Consider the following 15,949-nt stretch of genomic DNA (forward strand, 5'->3'; position numbering starts at 1 on the left):
AACGTTGCGCGCTTCCAGCTAGACGGTCGCCACCGTTTGGCTGTAAGCGATCAACCTGTTTTTCAAGCGAAGGGACCAGGCAAAGCCTGACAGTCGTTCTGAGAGAGTGCGGTACCGCTGGTCGGAACTGTCATTTCTCACAGGTACCTGTGTCCCATGTGATGTGTAAGGGTATCTGCCCTCCGAGGGGGAGTTTTATGTCTACCGCGTTAATAGCCGATGATCACCCGTTTATTCGTAGCACCGTCAAGTTTCTGTTAAAGCAGGAAGGTTTCATCACCATTTACGAAGCCGCCAACGGTGCTGATGCCATGCAGACTGCTCGGGAAAAGCGCCCGGATTTGATGATCCTCGATTTGGGCATGCCCAAACTTGGCGGGTTAGAGGTTATCGGTCGGATCAACGCCTTGGGCCTGCCTTGTAAGATCCTTGTGCTGACAGGGTTTTCTGCAGAGCATTTTTCCGCTCGGTGTTTGCGCGCCGGGGCCAGTGGGTATGTCGGGAAGGCCGCTGATCTGGGCGACCTGCAAAAGGCGATCAAGGCTGTAATGTCGGGCTACAGTTGCTTTCCCAGCTTGCCGAGCAGTTCGGTGCGCCGTGACGATTTGCAATCTACGGAAGAAGATCTGGTTCACTCGCTTTCGGACCGAGAGTTGGCGGTGTTGCAGATGCTGGCGCTGGGGCTGGGCAATAACGAAATCGCCGAACGGATGCTCCTGAGCCACAAGACCATCAGTACCTATAAAACACGCCTCAAGGAGAAGCTGAACATAGACTCGGTGGTGCACATGGCCAAGTTCGCCCAGCGTAACGGTTTGATCTGATTCAACATGACCATTGTCCGGATTCGAAGGCTCATCATTACCTTGCTGGTGAGCGTGCTGCCGATGATGGCGTTTGCCCTTGATGAGCCCCACCCTCTGAATCTGGTGGGGCATTCCAGTTTCAAGGGCCAACCCGCAGAGCTGGGCGACGCTGATTGGCACTGGCTGCGAGAGCGGCGGGTCTTGTTGATGGGGGTATCGGGTGCCGAGTACCGCCCGCTCGAATCGACCAATAACAACGACGACATTGAGGGCATTACGCCCGACTATGCGCAGTTGCTTGCTCAGGCGCTGAACATCTCTGTCGAGGTGCGTCACTACGACACCCGCGACGAGGTGATTGAAGCGCTCAAGCAGGGCAAAGTTGATTTACTCGGTTCGGCCAACGGTTTTGAAGCCGCCGATGCGCAGCTGGTGTTGTCCCGTTCCTACGCCAATGATCAGCCGGTGCTGGTTACCCGCACGGGTGACAGCCAGTCCCTGACGGACGATCTGGCTGGCAAGCGTGTCGCGATGCTTTACCACTACATGCCGCCCGACGTCGTGAAGGCCTTCTACCCCAACGCCAGAATAGAGCTGTTTCCTTCGATTTTTGAGGCCATCGCAGCTGTCGCATTTGGCCGGGCGGACGTTTATCTCGGCGACTCGATTACTGCCAATTACCAGATCAGCCGCAACCATCTCAACAATGTACAAATGGCGGACTTTTCTGAACTGGAGTCCAACGCCTTCGCCTTCGCCGTCTCCCGCGACAACATCCGGTTGCTGCGCATTATCAATTCGGCGCTGAGGGCGATCCCGGCGGATGAGCAGATGGAAATATTGCGCCGTTGGAGCGGTGGGAACCTGGGCCTGCTCGGTGCCGAACGGTTGCACTTGAGCACCCGTGAGCAGCGCTGGGTGCAGCGGCACCCTCGGGTCAGGGTGGTCGCGTCTGACCAGATGCTGCCTTTGGCATCTTTTACGGCGCAAGGGCAACAAGAGGGCTTGAGTGCCGATGTGTTGTCCCGGATCAGTTTGCGTACAGGGTTGAAGTTCGACGTCGTTTCGGGCGGCTCGATGCCCCAGCAGATTGACGCCGTCAGCACAGGCAAGGCCGACATGATGGCAGTGGTGACGCCCACCATTGAGGGCTCCGACCAAGTGCGCTTTACCCGACCTTACCTGACCACGCCGCGGGTACTGATTACTCGCGTCGATGACCCCGATACGATGACCCTGGAGGATATGGTTGGAAAGCGTCTCGCGGTGCCGCGTGGCGACGCGGTGCGAGAACTGATCAATCGTGATTACCCGGGTATCCAGTTTGTGGAGGCCGATAATCCTACCCATGCCATGGCGCTGGTAGCCAATGGCAGTGCGCAGGGGGCGGTCAACTCGCTAGTTAATGCGCGCTACCTGATCGCGCTTCAATACCGTGACACGTTGCAGGTCACCAGCACTGTGGGCTCTGAGCCAGCGCGTATGACGTTCGGGGTCAACCGGGGCCAGTTGGAGCTGTATTCCATACTGGACAAGGCGTTGCTGAGCATTCCACCTCAGGAAATGGACGATTTGATCAGCCCCTGGCGCACGGATGTAGTCATTGAAGACCATTGGCTACGTCATCGCAGCGCAATCATTCAAGGGTTCGGCCTGGCGGCGATATTGTTGCTGATCACCCTGGGCTGGGCCATTTACCTGCGCAGGCTGATACGCAAGCGTAGCGAGGCCGAACGAGCGTTAAGCGACCAGATGCGGTTCATGCGTGTACTGATTGACGACACGCCCTATCCGATTTACGTGCGTGATCGCCAGGGCCGCTTGATGGCCTGCAACAGTGCTTACCTGGCGGTGTTTGGCTTCAAGCTTGAAGGGGTAATCGGCAAGACAGTGATTGAAACCGACACCGGCAACACCCCTCAGGCCCAGTCCTTCCATGAGGATTATCTGCGGCTGATGGTTGACGGAGCACCGGTGATTAACGACCGGATACTCAAAGTGCCCAGCGGCAAGGTATTGACCATCTATCATTGGATGCTGCCGTACCGCGACGCCGATGAAAACGTCGTGGGTATGATTGGCGGCTGGGTGGATGTGAGCGAGCGCCAGCAATTGTTGGGGCAACTGCAGGAGGCCAAGGATGAGGCCGACGCCGCCAACCGTGCCAAGACCACGTTTCTGGCAACCATGAGCCACGAGATCCGTACGCCTATCAACGCAGTTAACGGAATGCTCGAACTGGTCCTTGAAAACGCCAATCTCAGTCTCTCCGACCGAGATGCGTTGGAAATTGCTTCGGTGGCATCGCGCAGCATGCTGGAGTTGATCGGCGATATTCTTGATATTGCGCGGATTGAGTCCGGCCATCTGTCGCTGACCCAGGAGTCGGCAAACCTGTTTGAGTTGCTGACCTCAGTGGCGCGGGTCTTCGAGGGGCTGGCGCGGGATAAGGGGGTGGCGTTGCGGGTGGAGCTGAACCCGTCAATTGATTGCACTGTGCTGGTTGACCCCTTGCGGTTCAAGCAGGTGGTATCCAACCTGCTGAGCAATGCCATCAAGTTTACCGACCAAGGCCATGTGCTATTGATTGGGCGCAGTGCGCGGTCATCCGATGCCAGCCATCTGAACCTCGAGTTGTCGGTAGAAGACAGCGGCAGGGGCATCAGCGCGCACGATCAGAAACGGCTGTTCAATCTGTTTATTCAGGACAGCAATAACGAACAGTCGGCCCGTAGCGGCTCGGGGTTGGGCTTGGTGATCAGCCGCAACCTGTGTGAAATGATGGGCGGCAATCTGCAGTTGAGCAGCGTACTCGATAAGGGCACACGGGTGGATGTAACGTTGGCATTGGCCAGGAGCGACGCATTGCCGGTTGAGGTGTCAGCCCCCGTACTGCAATCCCCGCAGACCCGTGTGTTGTCGACCCTGGTGATCGATGATTACCCGGCCAACCGCCTGCTATTGGCTCGGCAACTGAGCCATTTGGGCCATCAAGTCACCACGGCCGAAGACGGTGCCAAAGGGTTTGAGCTGTGGCAAACCGGGCATCCTGATGTGGTCATCACCGATCTGAATATGCCGGTCATGGATGGCCACACCCTGGCCCGTAGTATCCGTGAGAAAGAGCGTGCGCAAGGTCTGGTACCGTGCCTGCTCCTGGGGTTTACCGCCAATGCGCAACCGGAAGAAGCCGAACGCTGGCGGCAATCGGACATGGATGGTTGTCTGTTCAAACCCGCCGGATTGGACGACTTACGGTCGGCATTGGCTTCGCTCACGACCAACCCGGCCACACCTGAAGTTAAGGTGGCGTTTGATTTGAGTACATTGATCATGCTGACGGAGGGTGATGATGCCGCGCTCACGGAGCTCTTGCAGACGTTACTCGACAGCCTGAAGACGGACCGTGCGCTGCTGCCCTCTCTGCAACGTCAGGGCAACTTTCATGCGCTGCATGACCTCGCCCATCGAATCAAAGGTGGCGCGCGAATGGTTAAAGCCGAGGCGCTGATCGCCTGCTGCGAGGTGTTGGAGGGTGTAAGCGTACGGCAGGAGCACCACGCACTGAGCGAGGCTGCCGACGCGACAGGTCAGGCGCTGGACGATCTGCATGCCGGGTTGAGCGCTTTTTGCAATCAGCGTTGACGGCGGTTGATTGCCATTCGGTGGATTTGGGAGAACTCCTACGCGAAGTGGGAACAAGCCTGATTTTGTCTTCTGGATATGTCTGGAGAATGGGCGACGCTCACTGACGAGCACTGCCTGCCCAGGGGTTTGCCATGCCGAACAAAGCACTGACCATCCTGATTGCCGATGAACAACACCTGCAACGTTTGTACATCGAGAAAATGCTGAACCGATTGGGGTATCACCGAATTGTCCCGGTGCAAACCTTCGAAGAAATCCAGATTCTGACCGCCATCCCGGCCGAGCCTTTTGATGTGCTGATCATCAATGCCGGGTTGACGGCCGATACGTGCGAGCCGCAGCCCCAGGTGCGCCATGTGCTGGTCTACGACCACGTGGACCTGGGGGCGCGCGCCGGCGCAACGCCAGCAGTGCAGGTGCGGCTGCCCGGGGTGCCCGACAACGTCAACCTCGAACATTTCATGGATTTCATCGACCCACCCGAGGCCACTCAAGGCCTGCGGGTGTTGCCGTGGCTGCGGGAATTATCCCGCACCCCCGTGGCCGGGGTTTAATCCCACTTCGGCGCAAGGCCCTTGGGGCTGGTCAAGCGGTGGCCGCGCTCGAGGCTGGCGATCTGTGCGATGTCGGCAGCGCTCAAGGTCAGTTGCGGGGCCTTGAGGTTGCTTTCCAGGTTGGCGCGTTTGGTCGATGACGGGATCACCGCATAGCCCAATTGCATGGCCCAGGCCAGGGTGACTTGCGCCGGCGTGGCCTGATGGCGTTCGGCGATTTGCTCGATTACCGGGTCTTTCAGCACTTCGCCGTAGGCGAGGGTCATGTACGAAGTGATCTGGATGCCATTGGCGGTGGCGAAATCCACCACCTCGCGGTTTTGCAGGTAGGGGTGCAGTTCGATCTGGTTGGTGGCGATGTTTTCGGCACCCACTGCGGCAATCGCCTGCTTCATCAGATCGATGGTGAAGTTGGAAATACCGATCTGACGCGTCAGGCCCAAGCGTTTGGCCTCCAGCAACTGGCCCATGAACTCGGCGACGGGTACCTGATCTTCCGGTGATGGCCAGTGGATCAGTGTGAGGTCCAGGTAGTCGGTCTGCAGTTTGCGCAGGCTCTCTTTAAGGCTTGGAATCAACTGGCCTTCGGCGAAGTGGGAGACCCAGATTTTGCTGGTGATGAACAGCTCGTCGCGTGGCACGCCGCTGTCGGCGATGGCTTGGCCCACATCGGCTTCGTTCTCATAAATCTGCGCGGTGTCGACCACGCGGTAGCCCAGCTCCAGGCCGGTGCTGACAGAGTCGATCACCACCTGGCCTTGCAGGCGAAAGGTGCCGAGGCCAAAGGCGGGAACGTGTGGGTTGGGGATAGACATCAGTAACTCCTGAAGGGGGTGTGAACAATGGAGTCGAGTATCCGCCCGTCGTTCCTTCGGAAAAACCGTCGAACCCGAAAAGGACTTTTGACCTGAAGTCACGAGTGTCGATTACGTCAGAAAATCCACGGCTTCACTTGCCAGGAACGGGTATTGCGCGGTATTTCAGAACTCCCCCTATCAGCCCGGAACTCGCCATGACCCAACACCTCACCGAATACGCCGACGCCAGCCCTGAAGTGCGCGCGGTCTATGACGACATCATGCAAACGCGCAAGGTCGACCAGGTGAACAACTTCTGGAAATGCCTGGCGGCCCACCCGCCGACCTTGCGCCGCACCTGGGAAAGCCTCAAGGAAATCATGGCGCCGGGTGCCCTGGACCCGTTGACCAAGGAGCTGCTTTACGTGGCCGTGAGCGTGACCAACAATTGCCCGTACTGCATCGCGTCCCACACCGCTGCGGCGCGCAAGGCCGGCATGACCGATGCGATGTTTGGCGAGCTGCAGGCGGTGGTGGGCATGGCCAATGAAACCAACCGCCTGGCCACCGGCTATCGTGTGCCGGTGGACGAGGCGTTCAAGCTGCCATGAGCCCGGTCAGCGGTCGAGCCAGGCGAGTAGCACCGTCACGTTATCGCGCCCGGCATACTCGCGGGTGAGGTCGATCAGCCGCTGACAGGCGATGTCCAGCGAGTCGCGACGGGCGATGGCGAGCACCTCGAGCATTTCCAGGTGCGGTACGCAGCCGTGCAGGCCGTCGCTGCACAGCATCAGCAGGTCGCCCGGCTGTACAGGTTGCACACGTACTTGCGGCTCCACCCGTGGCCCCGGCCCTATCGCTTGCAGCAACAGGTTGCGTGCGGGCAGTCGATCGACCTTGCCGGCTTCGAGGGCTTGCTGGTACCAGGTCTGGTCGCGGGTCAACAGGCTCAATTCTCCTTCGCGGTAACGGTATAAACGACTGTCACCCACGTGAAACACCAGCAACGGGCCGTCGGCCTGTGGGCGCCACACCCCGGTGAGCGTGGTGCCCATCCCGCTGCCTTCGCTCATGTGGCGTGCCACGTTCTGCTGGAAGACGCACTGGTTCACCTGGTCGAGGGCGTTGTGCAACTGGCTGGCGGCTTGCATGTCCGGGTCCGACCAAGTGGCGTCCGGGTCGGCGTCGGGGTCCACCGGGTTGACCGAATGGGCTTTCAGGGCCTGGCGCAGGCTGATCAGTGCCTGGGCGCTGGCCAGCGCGCCCGCCTCATGGCCGCCCATGCCGTCGGCCACAGCCAGCAGCCCCAGGTCGGGCTCTACCAGAAAATTGTCTTCATTACTCTGGCGCACCGAACCGACATCGCTGACCCCATAGGCCACCGCGGTGGCCAGAGAGTGCGGCCCGCAGGCGCTGAGTGGGGAATCAGTCATGGAAGGGGCTCAAAGCTGTTGAGGAATGCCAGGCGCTGGGCCTCGCTCTCGATAGGCTCGGCCAGCCGTTGCAGGAACGGTTGCCGTTGGGTCGTGGCGCGCAGGGCACGGCTGACAATGATGCGCGCGATGGGGCCGATCAGTTCGGCCAGGCGGCGTTCCGCCATGTGCGCAAAGCCTGGGTCGATCTCTGCGGGTGCACCGTCAGTGGCTTGGGTGGGCTCGGCAGATGTTTCGATGACAGTGGGCGTGCTGACAGGCTCGGGCTCGGGCATGGCGGTTGGCGGGTTAAGGCGCTGGAACAGTGACTGGCTGGCACTGGCAAACTGCTCACGGCCGCGCTCGGACGGAATGTGCGGCAGTAACGCCGCGCAGATTGCGTCGAAATCGTCTGCGCCGTTGAGGCTTTTGCGCACCAGAAAACGCGCCAACGGGCCGATCTGATGGGACAGCAGCGACTCCAGCTCGGGCATCACTGCAAGCTTCCACGGCGTCAGGCTTTCCACCGCCTCGGTCATCGTCACCGTTGCCGTGGGCAGCGGGGTGACGCCACTGCTCAATGGCTGGTTGGGACGCATCAGCACGGTACGATCGTCGTCGATCTCGGCGTTGATCCAGGTGCCGGTAGCCGTGCCGAGCAAGGCGTCCAGGTCATCCAGAAAAGCCTGGGCCGAGGGGTAACGTTCGGCGGGGCGTTTGGCCAGGGCACGCACGATTACGGCGTCGAGGGCCGGGTCGAGCGCCAGGTTCAGGCTCGAGGGTGCCACGGGCGTCTGGTTGAGGATCTGTTGCATGACCATGGTGGCCGAGCCTGAGAATGGCCGCTCGCCGGTCAACAACTGGTACAGCACAATACCGGCGGAAAACACGTCGGAGCGGCCGTCGATCAACTCGCCGCAGAATTGCTCGGGTGACATGTAACTGGGTGTGCCGATCATCGAGCCGGTTTGGGTCAGGGTGGAGGAGTCCAGGCGCGCTACACCGAAGTCGGTGACCTTGACCTTGCCCTCGGCGGTGATCAGCAGGTTGGCCGGCTTGATGTCGCGGTGCACCACGCCTTTGGAGTGCGCGTACTCCAGCGCCGACAGCAATTGGCGCATCCAGCCAAGGCTATGGCTCAGGTCGCGAGGCGTTTGCGCGGCGAGCAAGGTGTTGAGCGGCGTTCCTTCGACGAACTCCATGGCGATGTAGGCCGAGCCTTCATCCTCACCGTAGTCGTACACCCCGACAATGTTGGGGTGCATCAACCGGCCGGCGGCCTGGGCTTCATTCTTGAAACGGCTGACCAGTTCGGCGTGCTGGCTGTCGCCGAACAGCTCCTTGCGAATGGTCTTGAGCGCCACGGTGCGCGCAATGTTCGGGTCGAAGGCTTTGTACACCGTGCCCATGGCGCCTTTGCCGAGCACGCTGTCGATGCGGTATTTGCCCAGTTGTTCAAGCATGATCGCGGACCTATTCCTCAAGCATCTTCATGGCGCTGACCAGGCTGGTGCGCATGCGGCCGAACGACTGGCCCAGGCGCGCCAACTCGTCCTTGCCGCTGATGTCCATCTCCGGTACGTCGGTTTCACCCAGGCTGACCCGGTCGGCCAGTGCCGACATCTGTCGCAGGCGGCGGGTGACGAACAGGTGCACGGCCACGTTTAACGCGACGAACAGCACAGCGAAAATCCCCAGCATCGACAGCATGTAGCTGTGCAGCATGCTTCGGGCGCGTTGCAGTGGCAGGTCGAGTGGCACCGTGACCAGTTGCGCACCGATGGTGTCGTTGAGTTTCCAGCCAAAGCCGTTCACCGCGCCGTAGATATCGACCATGGTTTTCGGCGCCGCGTCCGGGGTGCTGTGGCATGCCAGGCAGGCGCCGTCCTTGATCTGGATGGGCCGTGCGATGTACAGCGCCGCGCCTTTATCGTCGTTGCGCTCGCCAACCATTTCGTCAGTTTGCGGCTGGCTGCGCAGGTTATTGATCAGGGATTTCTCCCAGTCGTTGGCCAGGTCGCGTGGGTTTGTCGGGTTGAGCGTGGCCTCTTTATAGGCGTAGTCCGGGTAGGACTTGAGCAGTTCCTGCAGGTGCGAAATGGCCGCGAAGTCCGGCACTGACTGCGGCAGGAACTGGAATTTCAGGCGGTTTTCCAGCAGCGGCACGATTTGCTCGGCGGTGTAGGTGCTGGCGGCGGAGGCCGAGCGCATCAGCATGCGCGCAGTTTCCAGGGTTTCCCTGCGCGCACTTTGCTGCAGCATGTAGTTAGTGGAGAGGCTGGTGGCAATAAAACCGACGATAAATACCGCCAGAAACACCACGTTGAATTTAACCGCGAGTGACAATTTCATAAGGACCTTCGGGGACCGGCGTAAAGAGGATCAGCGCGCATTTTTGCGACGCTCCAGGCGCAGCAGCTCCAGCTCCCACGCCAGCACCCCGCCGCGGTTGGCTTTCACCGCCTGCAGGAACGCCGGGTCGTTAAGTCGCGGTGCAAAGCGGCTGGCAAGCATTTGCTGGCTGAGGTTCAGCGGGCTGACGACCCATGGCGCGATGTCTTCATAGCTCACGTCACGTTCTTTGTTGGGCTCTGCCGCCTTGGGGGTTTTCTTGCCCAGTGGCACCAGCGGGTCAAGGAACTGCGGGGGCAGTGCGTCGATAAAAGCCTGCTCGGGGCGCGGGACGATCTTGAGCGCTGCGTCGCCCACACGTTGTGCAAAGTCTTCGTGGCCAAGGGTTACGCTGTGGTCAGCCTTGCCGTGGCTGTCCAGCTCGCTGACCACTTGGCTGCCGTCTTCGACGAATATTTCGGTCTGACGTTTGCCCACGTGGATCACGCTGGCGCTGTTGGTCAAGGTAAACGCCAGGCCACCGGTGGTGACGGCGAGGTTGGCGTGGCTGCTGCCGGCAACCGGTTGCAGTTTCAGCCAGCCATTGAGCAGGTTGATCTGCGCGGCCTTGCTGTTGGTGGCGATGAGGATGCGCGTGTCCGGCCCCAATGCCAGGGTGGCAGCCGCAAGGCCTTCGATCTGGATGCCCGCGGCACCGGTTTGCAGAATATCGCCGCCTTGCAACCGGGTGCCGGGCCCCACGGTATAGAGGGTGGTGGCGCGAATCAGCTTCAGCGGTTTTTCCGCATAGGCGATCACAGCAATGTTGGCGGGCGCTGCATGGGCCAGCGATAGCTGGAGCAGGCCGGCGAGGAGCAGGGCTATCGAACGTTTCTTCACGGGGGCGCCATCTATCGAACTCTTGGGGTCAGGCACCGATGCTGCATCTGCAGCCGGTGTTCGTGCGTGCGCAAGGCGCCGCAGGGCCGAAGGCTACCGGCTGGAGGGGTGTAGGAAGAAGACAATTATCTGCATGGAAAAGGCTGATTTCGATTAAGCGAAATCATGGAATAAAGCATCGCAGGAGGGTGTTCTTCTGATGTTCGAACGGCGTTTTCAGGGATCGGAGAGACGTCTGCATCCTCCCCTTGCCTGGAGTCTTTATGACTACAAAGTGCATGAACAAGTTTTCCTCCACCAAGACCTTCCTGCAACAGCACTTCATGACCGCCAAGCGTATACCCACAGGTGTGATCGCCGGCCTCAATGTATTCGACGTCAATGATCACAAGGCCGGCGGTTATCGCCTGGCCACCCTGGACAAGCCAGGTGAGCATGGCAAGGTCGAGCGGCCGCTGATGGGGCATTGGGTGCCTCAGGGCAGTTTTTGCGACATCCCGGCCAACCCCGGTGCCACCGGGTATGTGTTCACACCGGACTTCAGCGGATGTTCGATCCTGATCGACCATATCGATGACACTACGTACCGCGTCTTCCACGTTCAAGGTGGCAGCGATTACCTGAACAAGGAATACCTCAACCGTTTCGACGGCCACGGACTGGGTTTTGCCACGGCGATGACGTTTGATGACTATGGCGAAGATGCTTACCCACGGGGCTTTGCCTTCATGAAGTTCGAGGAGGGGCGTTGGTGGATTTACTTCCAGCGCCAGAACGGCGTAGGGCTGAACTTTGCCTATGGCAAGTTCCAAATGAACGGTGCGCAAACCGTGCGCGGCGGTGGGCGGATACCGGTCCCCAACCTCAAACGTGAATCGCCGCGCCATGGCGTGGTGCACAGCGGCAAGGCGCTGGCAATGCCGGCCAGCCAACGCCTTGAACTGAAAGTCGAGGTCTGGTAGACGAAGGGTTTTTTGCCCAGGCTGGAAAATAGTCGGGAATAAACACTTCGGGTCGGTTGTTCATCCTGCAGACGCTGATAACCAGCTGTTATCGACTACTGATGGATCCAACATGATGAACCAGACCCTTCTCGACCCTTCCGCCGGCAGAGGCAAAATGAGCAGCACCGACCCTGATGTTGAGGCGCGCCGCAATCGCCTGGCGCTTCTGGTTTTGCAGGTGATCGGCCTGATTGTGCTGGTGATCTGCGCGTTCGATGCGCAGCGCGCACAGGCTCAGGATTTGCCGGAACCTGCCGCCGGCGCTGCGAAAAAAGTGTTGATGACGGTTCAGGCCACCGGCGTTCAGATCTACACCTGTACCAAGGACAGCAGCGGCCAATTGACCTGGCAGTTTCGCGAGCCGTTGGCGACGTTGATGATCAACGGCAAGACCGTCGGCCGACACTTCGCCGGGCCGACCTGGCAACTGGATGACCACAGTGCGGTCGTCGGTAAAGTCATCGCCCAGGCGCCGGGCCAAAGTACCAAAGATATCCCGCTGCTGCGCCTGGATGTGGTGACACATCAGGGTACAGGCGGGTTGGCGCAAGTAGTTGCGGTTGAGCGTCTGCACACCTCTGGTGGCGTGTTCAGCGGCAGTTGCGAGCAGGCCGGTGAACTGCACGTCGAGCCTTACAGCGCCGACTACCGTTTTCTCGGCCAGTAATACCTGAACGGGCCGCTCGGCCCGGTATCGAATACCCCTTGATTTGAATTTTCGCTTCGCGCCGATAGCCATCGGCGTGCGGCAACGCTGTGCCTGTCAAAAACCAAAAAACTCAGGAGCTTCACATGATCACTCGTTTACTTGCTGTTACCGCACTCACTGTTGCCGCCTCGTCAGCTGTTCAGGCAGCGGATGCCTATTCGTCCGAAGGCCCCACCGACTGGACCGGTTTCTACGGCGGCTTGAGCGCCGGCTACGGTTTTGGCGGCGATGGTGACGTCAACACCAAGGGCCAGGCTGCCCCGAACATCGCCAATATCAATGGCGGCGCACGCCCGGGCCGGGTCAACCTGGACCGCAACGGCCTGCTGGGTGGCGCGCAGATCGGCTACAACTACCAGTTCGGCCAGTGGGTCGCCGGTGTCGAGGCGGATATTTCCCACACCGACCTGCAGGACAGCCGCAATATCGGCACTGCGCAACTCAACACCCATTTGGCGCTTAACAACAAATTCGAATCGAAGATCAAATACCTCGGCACCCTGCGCGGTCGCTTTGGTTATGCCTTCGATCACACCCTGATCTACGGCACCGCCGGTTTGGCGTACGGTGAAACGAGCCAAAGCGTCGACATGTTCGGCCCAACCGGCAACACCCAGTTCAGCGGTGACCAAAGCCACTTCAAGATGGGCTACACCGTGGGCGCGGGTATCGAGCAATCGATCACAAAGAACCTGTCGTTCAAGACCGAATACCTGTACTACGACCTGGGTCAAGACAAGCTGAACGTGGCGGTGATCCCGGGCAGCGGCGGTGCGGGCACCGGGTATGACTCCAAGTTCAAAAACGACGGGCAGATGTTGCGTGTGGGGTTGAACTGGAAGTTTGATTAACCGTGTTAAGGGGCCTCATGCGCAGGCGCGTGGGGCTTTTACCGGGCGCGCAGGGCGATGTTGGAAAACGTGACCCTGTCGCGTCTTGCGGTTTTTGCGGGCCTGGAAAGTACGCCAGGTGGCGAAGTCGAAGCGGGTGGCGGAGACGACGTTTTCCTGAATCAGCAGGATGGGTGGCGGGCAGTGTGTATTGGCGTAAAAGGTGGTGAACGTGACCTCCAGCGTGTCCTTGTCCCTGTAGCCGCTGAGAATCGGGAGCAAGGTAAAGCCGTGATCCATACCTTCGGACTCGGTTGGCACGCCGATGAACATTACAAATCCCACGTACACCTTGCGATCATTCAGACTGAACATGCAGGCGACGCGGTGCTCGATCGACTCTCGCAACAAACGCCTGAAGGGGTTGCCTTCAAGAACGCCCAGTGACAACAAGTAATGGAACTGCTCGTCCGTTTGCAGTTTCAGCAGTTTCTTTCTCACACGAATGTAAAGCTTCGCCCACAAGACAGGGAGGAGCATGGCCGTGAGCCCGGCTTGGATAAGAAATACCCACAGTGCGCCGTTTTTTTCGTTGGCAATGTCGAGTTGTACCAGCAGCGAGCCCAGATAGTCACTGTAGTCCGTCGCGAGCTGGTGCCCCGCGACCTGGATATTCTGCTTTGACAGAGCAAATATGAACGCACTGAGGAGTGTCGCGACGATCAGGCAAATCATGCCCAATCTCGCAACCTGCAAATAGAGCAGTTGACCTTGAAATCGGTGTAAACGGTTGTAGAAGAAAGGATGCCTGAGACAGACCATGTAGCCACTGACCAGTAACGGCACGATGATCAGCAAGCCCATGAGTCGTCGACCTCGATCTGTGCGGCTTGGCGCATCGCCTCCTTGTAATGCGCCGATTCCGCGATTTCCGCAGCGTCGACACCAATGCCGCAATCATTGAGCTTCCAGGTTTTATAGGATTGAACGGCCTTCACCCGCTCTCGGTCATCCTGGGTCGGCTCCCCAAACAGCAAATGCAATAACGACATGGCAACAACCTCGAAAAAGAAGTAGTCATTTTTATAGCAAGCGAATCCACCACCAGCCACTGATGGCCGCCGCGCCTCTATCGCCAGTTCCCGTAGGAAACGTCTGCATTTGCCCGATCGGCTTAAAACGGCGGCTGCGTAATCACCCAGATCAACACCGTCAACGATTCAACAACCCCGGGCGACCACGGGAGGCGGGGCAGATGCCATGCAACCTGCCTGGGCAGCGTAGCTGCGGATGCGGGTTCGAATGTCGCCGGGCTATCGCGACTGATGTAGAGTCGTGCAGCCGACTCAACCGCAGGAAATCGCCGCATGACCCAGGAATCCCGCTTTTCCCGGATGGACCCGCAATTGCGTAAGGCCAACCTGGTCCAGGCGACGCTCACGTGTCTCAAGCGCGACGGTTTTCAGGGCGCATCGATCCGCAAAATCAGCGCAGAGGCCGGGGTGTCGGTAGGGCTGATCAGCCACCACTATTCGGGCAAGGATGAGCTGGTGGCCGAGGCCTACCGCACGATTACCGGCCAGGTCATGAGCCTGCTGCGCGAAACGATGGCCAAGGCCCCGCCCGACCCGCGCGAGCGGCTGTCGGCGTTGTTCCGCGGCTCCTTTTCGGCGGAGTTGCTCGACCCGCAACTGCTCGATGCGTGGTTGGTGTTCTGGGGTGCGGTCAAGACGGCGCCCGCCATCAACCAGGCCCATGAACACTCCTACGGCGAATATCGCACGATCATGCGCTCGGCTCTGACCGACATGGCCAGGGAGGAGGGGTGGGCGCAATTCGACGCCGATCTCGCGGCCATCGGCTTGAGCGCCTTGCTTGACGGGCTGTGGCTGGAATCCGGGCTCAACCCCGGCACCTTTACCCCGGAGCAGGGTATCCAGATCTGCGAGGCCTGGGTCGATGGCCTCCAAAGCGGCGGTCGCCAGCGCTACCTGCTCAAACCCTGAGCCCTTCCTCGCTGCCTGAGCGTTGCGTTCAGGCCGGTTTTCCCTTCTGAAAATAATTGCAGTTTGCCGATTGCTACCTTACTGAACACTCGTTTAGTATCTCGCCATGTCGCACCCCTCACGCCAAATAAAATAATTCGAGGACGCCATGACCACCGATTCGCCCGTGCTCACTCAAGTGCAAGCAGGCGTTGCCTGGATCACCCTCAACCGTGGCCCGCAACGCAATGCGCTGGATATCCCGACCCTCAAACACCTGCACAGCTTGCTCGACGCATTCAACGTCGACCCCGCCGTGCGCGTGGTGGTGCTGACCGCCAGCGGGCGCAGCTTCTGCGCCGGTGCCGATCTGGCCGAATGGGCTGACGCCGAGGCCCGTGGCGCGCTGGAAACCTACGGCTGGACCGAAACCGCCCACGCCTTGATGACGCGCCTGCACACTCTCGACAAACCCACCATTGCCGCAATCAACGGCACCGCGGTCGGTGCCGGCATGGACCTGACGCTGTGCTGCGACCTGCGTGTCGCCGCGCAATCGGCACGTTTCAAGGCCGGTTACACAGGCATGGCTTACTCGCCGGACGCCGGCGCCAGCTGGCACTTGCCGCGCCTGATCGGTACCGAAAATGCCAAGCGCCTGCTGTTCCTCGATGAAATGTGGAATGCCGACCGCGCCCTGGCCGCCGGGCTGGTGGGTGAAGTGGTCGCCGATGACCAACTGCACGCCCACACCGCCGAGTTGGCCGCCCGCCTGGCCAACGGACCCACGTTCGCCTTCGCCCAGACCAAGACCCTGATCCGCGAAGGCGCCGCGCGCAACCTGCCCGACCAGTTGCAAGCGGAGCTCGCCGCAGGCCTGTTGTGCGGGCGCAGCGCTGACGGCGCCGAAGCACTGCGCGCATCCCTCGAAAAACGCGTTCCGACTTTCTCCGGCAAATAAAAACACCACGCA

At 59.9% G+C, this 15,949-nt stretch carries 16 protein-coding genes; 9 read left to right on the top strand and 7 right to left on the bottom strand.

Features of this window, described 5'->3' with window-relative positions; all coding sequences use genetic code 11:
- The first annotated feature begins 197 nt into the window (after positions 1 to 197).
- From BFW87_RS22055 to BFW87_RS22065, 3 genes are all read left to right on the top strand, one after another.
- Positions 198 to 824, top strand: coding sequence for a response regulator transcription factor (locus tag BFW87_RS22055; RefSeq protein ID WP_078741830.1), 627 nt, complete (start codon positions 198 to 200; stop codon positions 822 to 824).
- 6 nt (positions 825 to 830) lie between these two features.
- Positions 831 to 4,451, top strand: a complete 3,621-nt coding sequence (locus tag BFW87_RS22060; RefSeq protein WP_078741831.1) for a transporter substrate-binding domain-containing protein — start codon at positions 831 to 833, stop codon at positions 4,449 to 4,451.
- Between the two features lie 134 nt (positions 4,452 to 4,585).
- On the top strand, positions 4,586 to 5,008 hold the full coding sequence (locus BFW87_RS22065; protein ID WP_078741832.1) for a chemotaxis protein CheY: 423 nt from the start codon (positions 4,586 to 4,588) through the stop codon (positions 5,006 to 5,008).
- On the opposite strand, the gene dkgB is transcribed toward BFW87_RS22065, so the two are convergent.
- Positions 5,005 to 5,823: a 2,5-didehydrogluconate reductase DkgB gene (dkgB, locus tag BFW87_RS22070; RefSeq protein ID WP_078741833.1), complete on the bottom strand. Its 819-nt coding sequence runs from the start codon at positions 5,821 to 5,823 to the stop codon at positions 5,005 to 5,007. The two genes, BFW87_RS22065 and dkgB, sit on opposite strands and share 4 nt — an antisense overlap.
- 197 nt (positions 5,824 to 6,020) lie before the next feature.
- Here dkgB and BFW87_RS22075 point away from each other — a divergent pair, with 197 nt between their 5' ends.
- Positions 6,021 to 6,416 carry a carboxymuconolactone decarboxylase family protein gene (locus BFW87_RS22075; RefSeq protein ID WP_078741834.1) on the top strand — a complete coding sequence of 132 codons (396 nt, stop codon included), beginning with the start codon at positions 6,021 to 6,023 and terminating at the stop codon, positions 6,414 to 6,416.
- Positions 6,417 to 6,422: 6 nt separating this feature from the next.
- Here the strand turns inward: BFW87_RS22075 and BFW87_RS22080 are convergent, their stop codons facing one another.
- The 4 genes from BFW87_RS22080 to BFW87_RS22095 are packed head-to-tail and all read right to left on the bottom strand — an operon-like array spanning position 6,423 to position 10,448.
- On the bottom strand, positions 6,423 to 7,238 hold the full coding sequence (locus BFW87_RS22080) for a PP2C family protein-serine/threonine phosphatase (RefSeq protein WP_078741835.1): 816 nt from the start codon (positions 7,236 to 7,238) through the stop codon (positions 6,423 to 6,425).
- Entirely contained in the window at positions 7,235 to 8,680 is a 1,446-nt protein-coding gene (locus BFW87_RS22085) for a serine/threonine-protein kinase (RefSeq protein WP_078741836.1), read from the bottom strand. Before BFW87_RS22085 ends, BFW87_RS22080 begins: the two co-directional genes overlap by 4 nt.
- Before the next feature lie 10 nt (positions 8,681 to 8,690).
- On the bottom strand, positions 8,691 to 9,569 hold the full coding sequence (locus BFW87_RS22090; RefSeq protein WP_078741837.1) for a c-type heme family protein: 879 nt from the start codon (positions 9,567 to 9,569) through the stop codon (positions 8,691 to 8,693).
- A 30-nt stretch (positions 9,570 to 9,599) separates the two neighbouring features.
- A complete protein-coding gene (locus tag BFW87_RS22095; RefSeq protein ID WP_078741838.1) occupies positions 9,600 to 10,448 on the bottom strand; it encodes a hypothetical protein in 849 nt (282 codons plus the stop codon).
- Positions 10,449 to 10,711: 263 nt separating this feature from the next.
- On the opposite strand from BFW87_RS22095, the gene BFW87_RS22100 reads away from it, so the two are divergent.
- The 3 genes from BFW87_RS22100 (at position 10,712) to BFW87_RS22110 (ending at position 13,012) form a co-directional block, all read left to right on the top strand.
- Positions 10,712 to 11,410, top strand: a complete 699-nt coding sequence (locus BFW87_RS22100) for a hypothetical protein (protein ID WP_078741839.1) — start codon at positions 10,712 to 10,714, stop codon at positions 11,408 to 11,410.
- Positions 11,411 to 11,525: 115 nt separating this feature from the next.
- Positions 11,526 to 12,119 (top strand): DUF3455 domain-containing protein, encoded by a 594-nt coding sequence (locus tag BFW87_RS22105; RefSeq protein ID WP_254865928.1) that lies wholly within the window; start codon positions 11,526 to 11,528, stop codon positions 12,117 to 12,119.
- A gap of 125 nt (positions 12,120 to 12,244) precedes the next feature.
- Positions 12,245 to 13,012, top strand: a complete 768-nt coding sequence (locus BFW87_RS22110; protein ID WP_078741840.1) for an outer membrane protein — start codon at positions 12,245 to 12,247, stop codon at positions 13,010 to 13,012.
- A gap of 15 nt (positions 13,013 to 13,027) precedes the next feature.
- Here BFW87_RS22110 and BFW87_RS22115 read toward each other — a convergent pair whose 3' ends face one another.
- Positions 13,028 to 13,855: a hypothetical protein gene (locus tag BFW87_RS22115; RefSeq protein ID WP_078741841.1), complete on the bottom strand. Its 828-nt coding sequence runs from the start codon at positions 13,853 to 13,855 to the stop codon at positions 13,028 to 13,030.
- Positions 13,843 to 14,043: a hypothetical protein gene (locus tag BFW87_RS22120; protein ID WP_078741929.1), complete on the bottom strand. Its 201-nt coding sequence runs from the start codon at positions 14,041 to 14,043 to the stop codon at positions 13,843 to 13,845. Before BFW87_RS22120 ends, BFW87_RS22115 begins: the two co-directional genes overlap by 13 nt.
- Positions 14,044 to 14,358: 315 nt before the next feature.
- Between BFW87_RS22120 and BFW87_RS22125 the strand changes: the two genes are divergently transcribed.
- On the top strand, positions 14,359 to 14,997 hold the full coding sequence (locus tag BFW87_RS22125) for a TetR family transcriptional regulator C-terminal domain-containing protein (protein ID WP_078741842.1): 639 nt from the start codon (positions 14,359 to 14,361) through the stop codon (positions 14,995 to 14,997).
- Between the two features lie 148 nt (positions 14,998 to 15,145).
- The gene (locus BFW87_RS22130; protein WP_078741843.1) at positions 15,146 to 15,937 is read left to right on the top strand and encodes an enoyl-CoA hydratase/isomerase family protein; all 792 of its coding nucleotides are present in this window, start codon (positions 15,146 to 15,148) and stop codon (positions 15,935 to 15,937) included.
- Positions 15,938 to 15,949: the final 12 nt, after the last annotated feature.

The sequence above is a fragment of the Pseudomonas fluorescens genome, from assembly GCF_002022275.1.
Classification (GTDB): Bacteria; Pseudomonadota; Gammaproteobacteria; order Pseudomonadales; family Pseudomonadaceae; genus Aquipseudomonas; species Aquipseudomonas fluorescens_AJ.

Excerpts from the sequence above, each read along its gene's own strand:
- BFW87_RS22055 (WP_078741830.1), top strand. The coding sequence starts at position 198 with ATGTCTACCGCGTTAATAGCCGATGATCACCCGTTTATTCGTAGCACC.
- BFW87_RS22060 (WP_078741831.1), top strand. The coding sequence starts at position 831 with ATGACCATTGTCCGGATTCGAAGGCTCATCATTACCTTGCTGGTGAGC.
- BFW87_RS22065 (WP_078741832.1), top strand. The coding sequence starts at position 4,586 with ATGCCGAACAAAGCACTGACCATCCTGATTGCCGATGAACAACACCTG.
- dkgB (WP_078741833.1), bottom strand. The coding sequence starts at position 5,823 with ATGTCTATCCCCAACCCACACGTTCCCGCCTTTGGCCTCGGCACCTTT.
- BFW87_RS22075 (WP_078741834.1), top strand. The coding sequence starts at position 6,021 with ATGACCCAACACCTCACCGAATACGCCGACGCCAGCCCTGAAGTGCGC.
- BFW87_RS22080 (WP_078741835.1), bottom strand. The coding sequence starts at position 7,238 with ATGACTGATTCCCCACTCAGCGCCTGCGGGCCGCACTCTCTGGCCACC.
- BFW87_RS22085 (WP_078741836.1), bottom strand. The coding sequence starts at position 8,680 with ATGCTTGAACAACTGGGCAAATACCGCATCGACAGCGTGCTCGGCAAA.
- BFW87_RS22090 (WP_078741837.1), bottom strand. The coding sequence starts at position 9,569 with ATGAAATTGTCACTCGCGGTTAAATTCAACGTGGTGTTTCTGGCGGTA.
- BFW87_RS22100 (WP_078741839.1), top strand. The coding sequence starts at position 10,712 with ATGACTACAAAGTGCATGAACAAGTTTTCCTCCACCAAGACCTTCCTG.
- BFW87_RS22105 (WP_254865928.1), top strand. The coding sequence starts at position 11,526 with ATGAACCAGACCCTTCTCGACCCTTCCGCCGGCAGAGGCAAAATGAGC.
- BFW87_RS22110 (WP_078741840.1), top strand. The coding sequence starts at position 12,245 with ATGATCACTCGTTTACTTGCTGTTACCGCACTCACTGTTGCCGCCTCG.
- BFW87_RS22115 (WP_078741841.1), bottom strand. The coding sequence starts at position 13,855 with ATGGGCTTGCTGATCATCGTGCCGTTACTGGTCAGTGGCTACATGGTC.
- BFW87_RS22120 (WP_078741929.1), bottom strand. The coding sequence starts at position 14,043 with ATGTCGTTATTGCATTTGCTGTTTGGGGAGCCGACCCAGGATGACCGA.
- BFW87_RS22125 (WP_078741842.1), top strand. The coding sequence starts at position 14,359 with ATGACCCAGGAATCCCGCTTTTCCCGGATGGACCCGCAATTGCGTAAG.
- BFW87_RS22130 (WP_078741843.1), top strand. The coding sequence starts at position 15,146 with ATGACCACCGATTCGCCCGTGCTCACTCAAGTGCAAGCAGGCGTTGCC.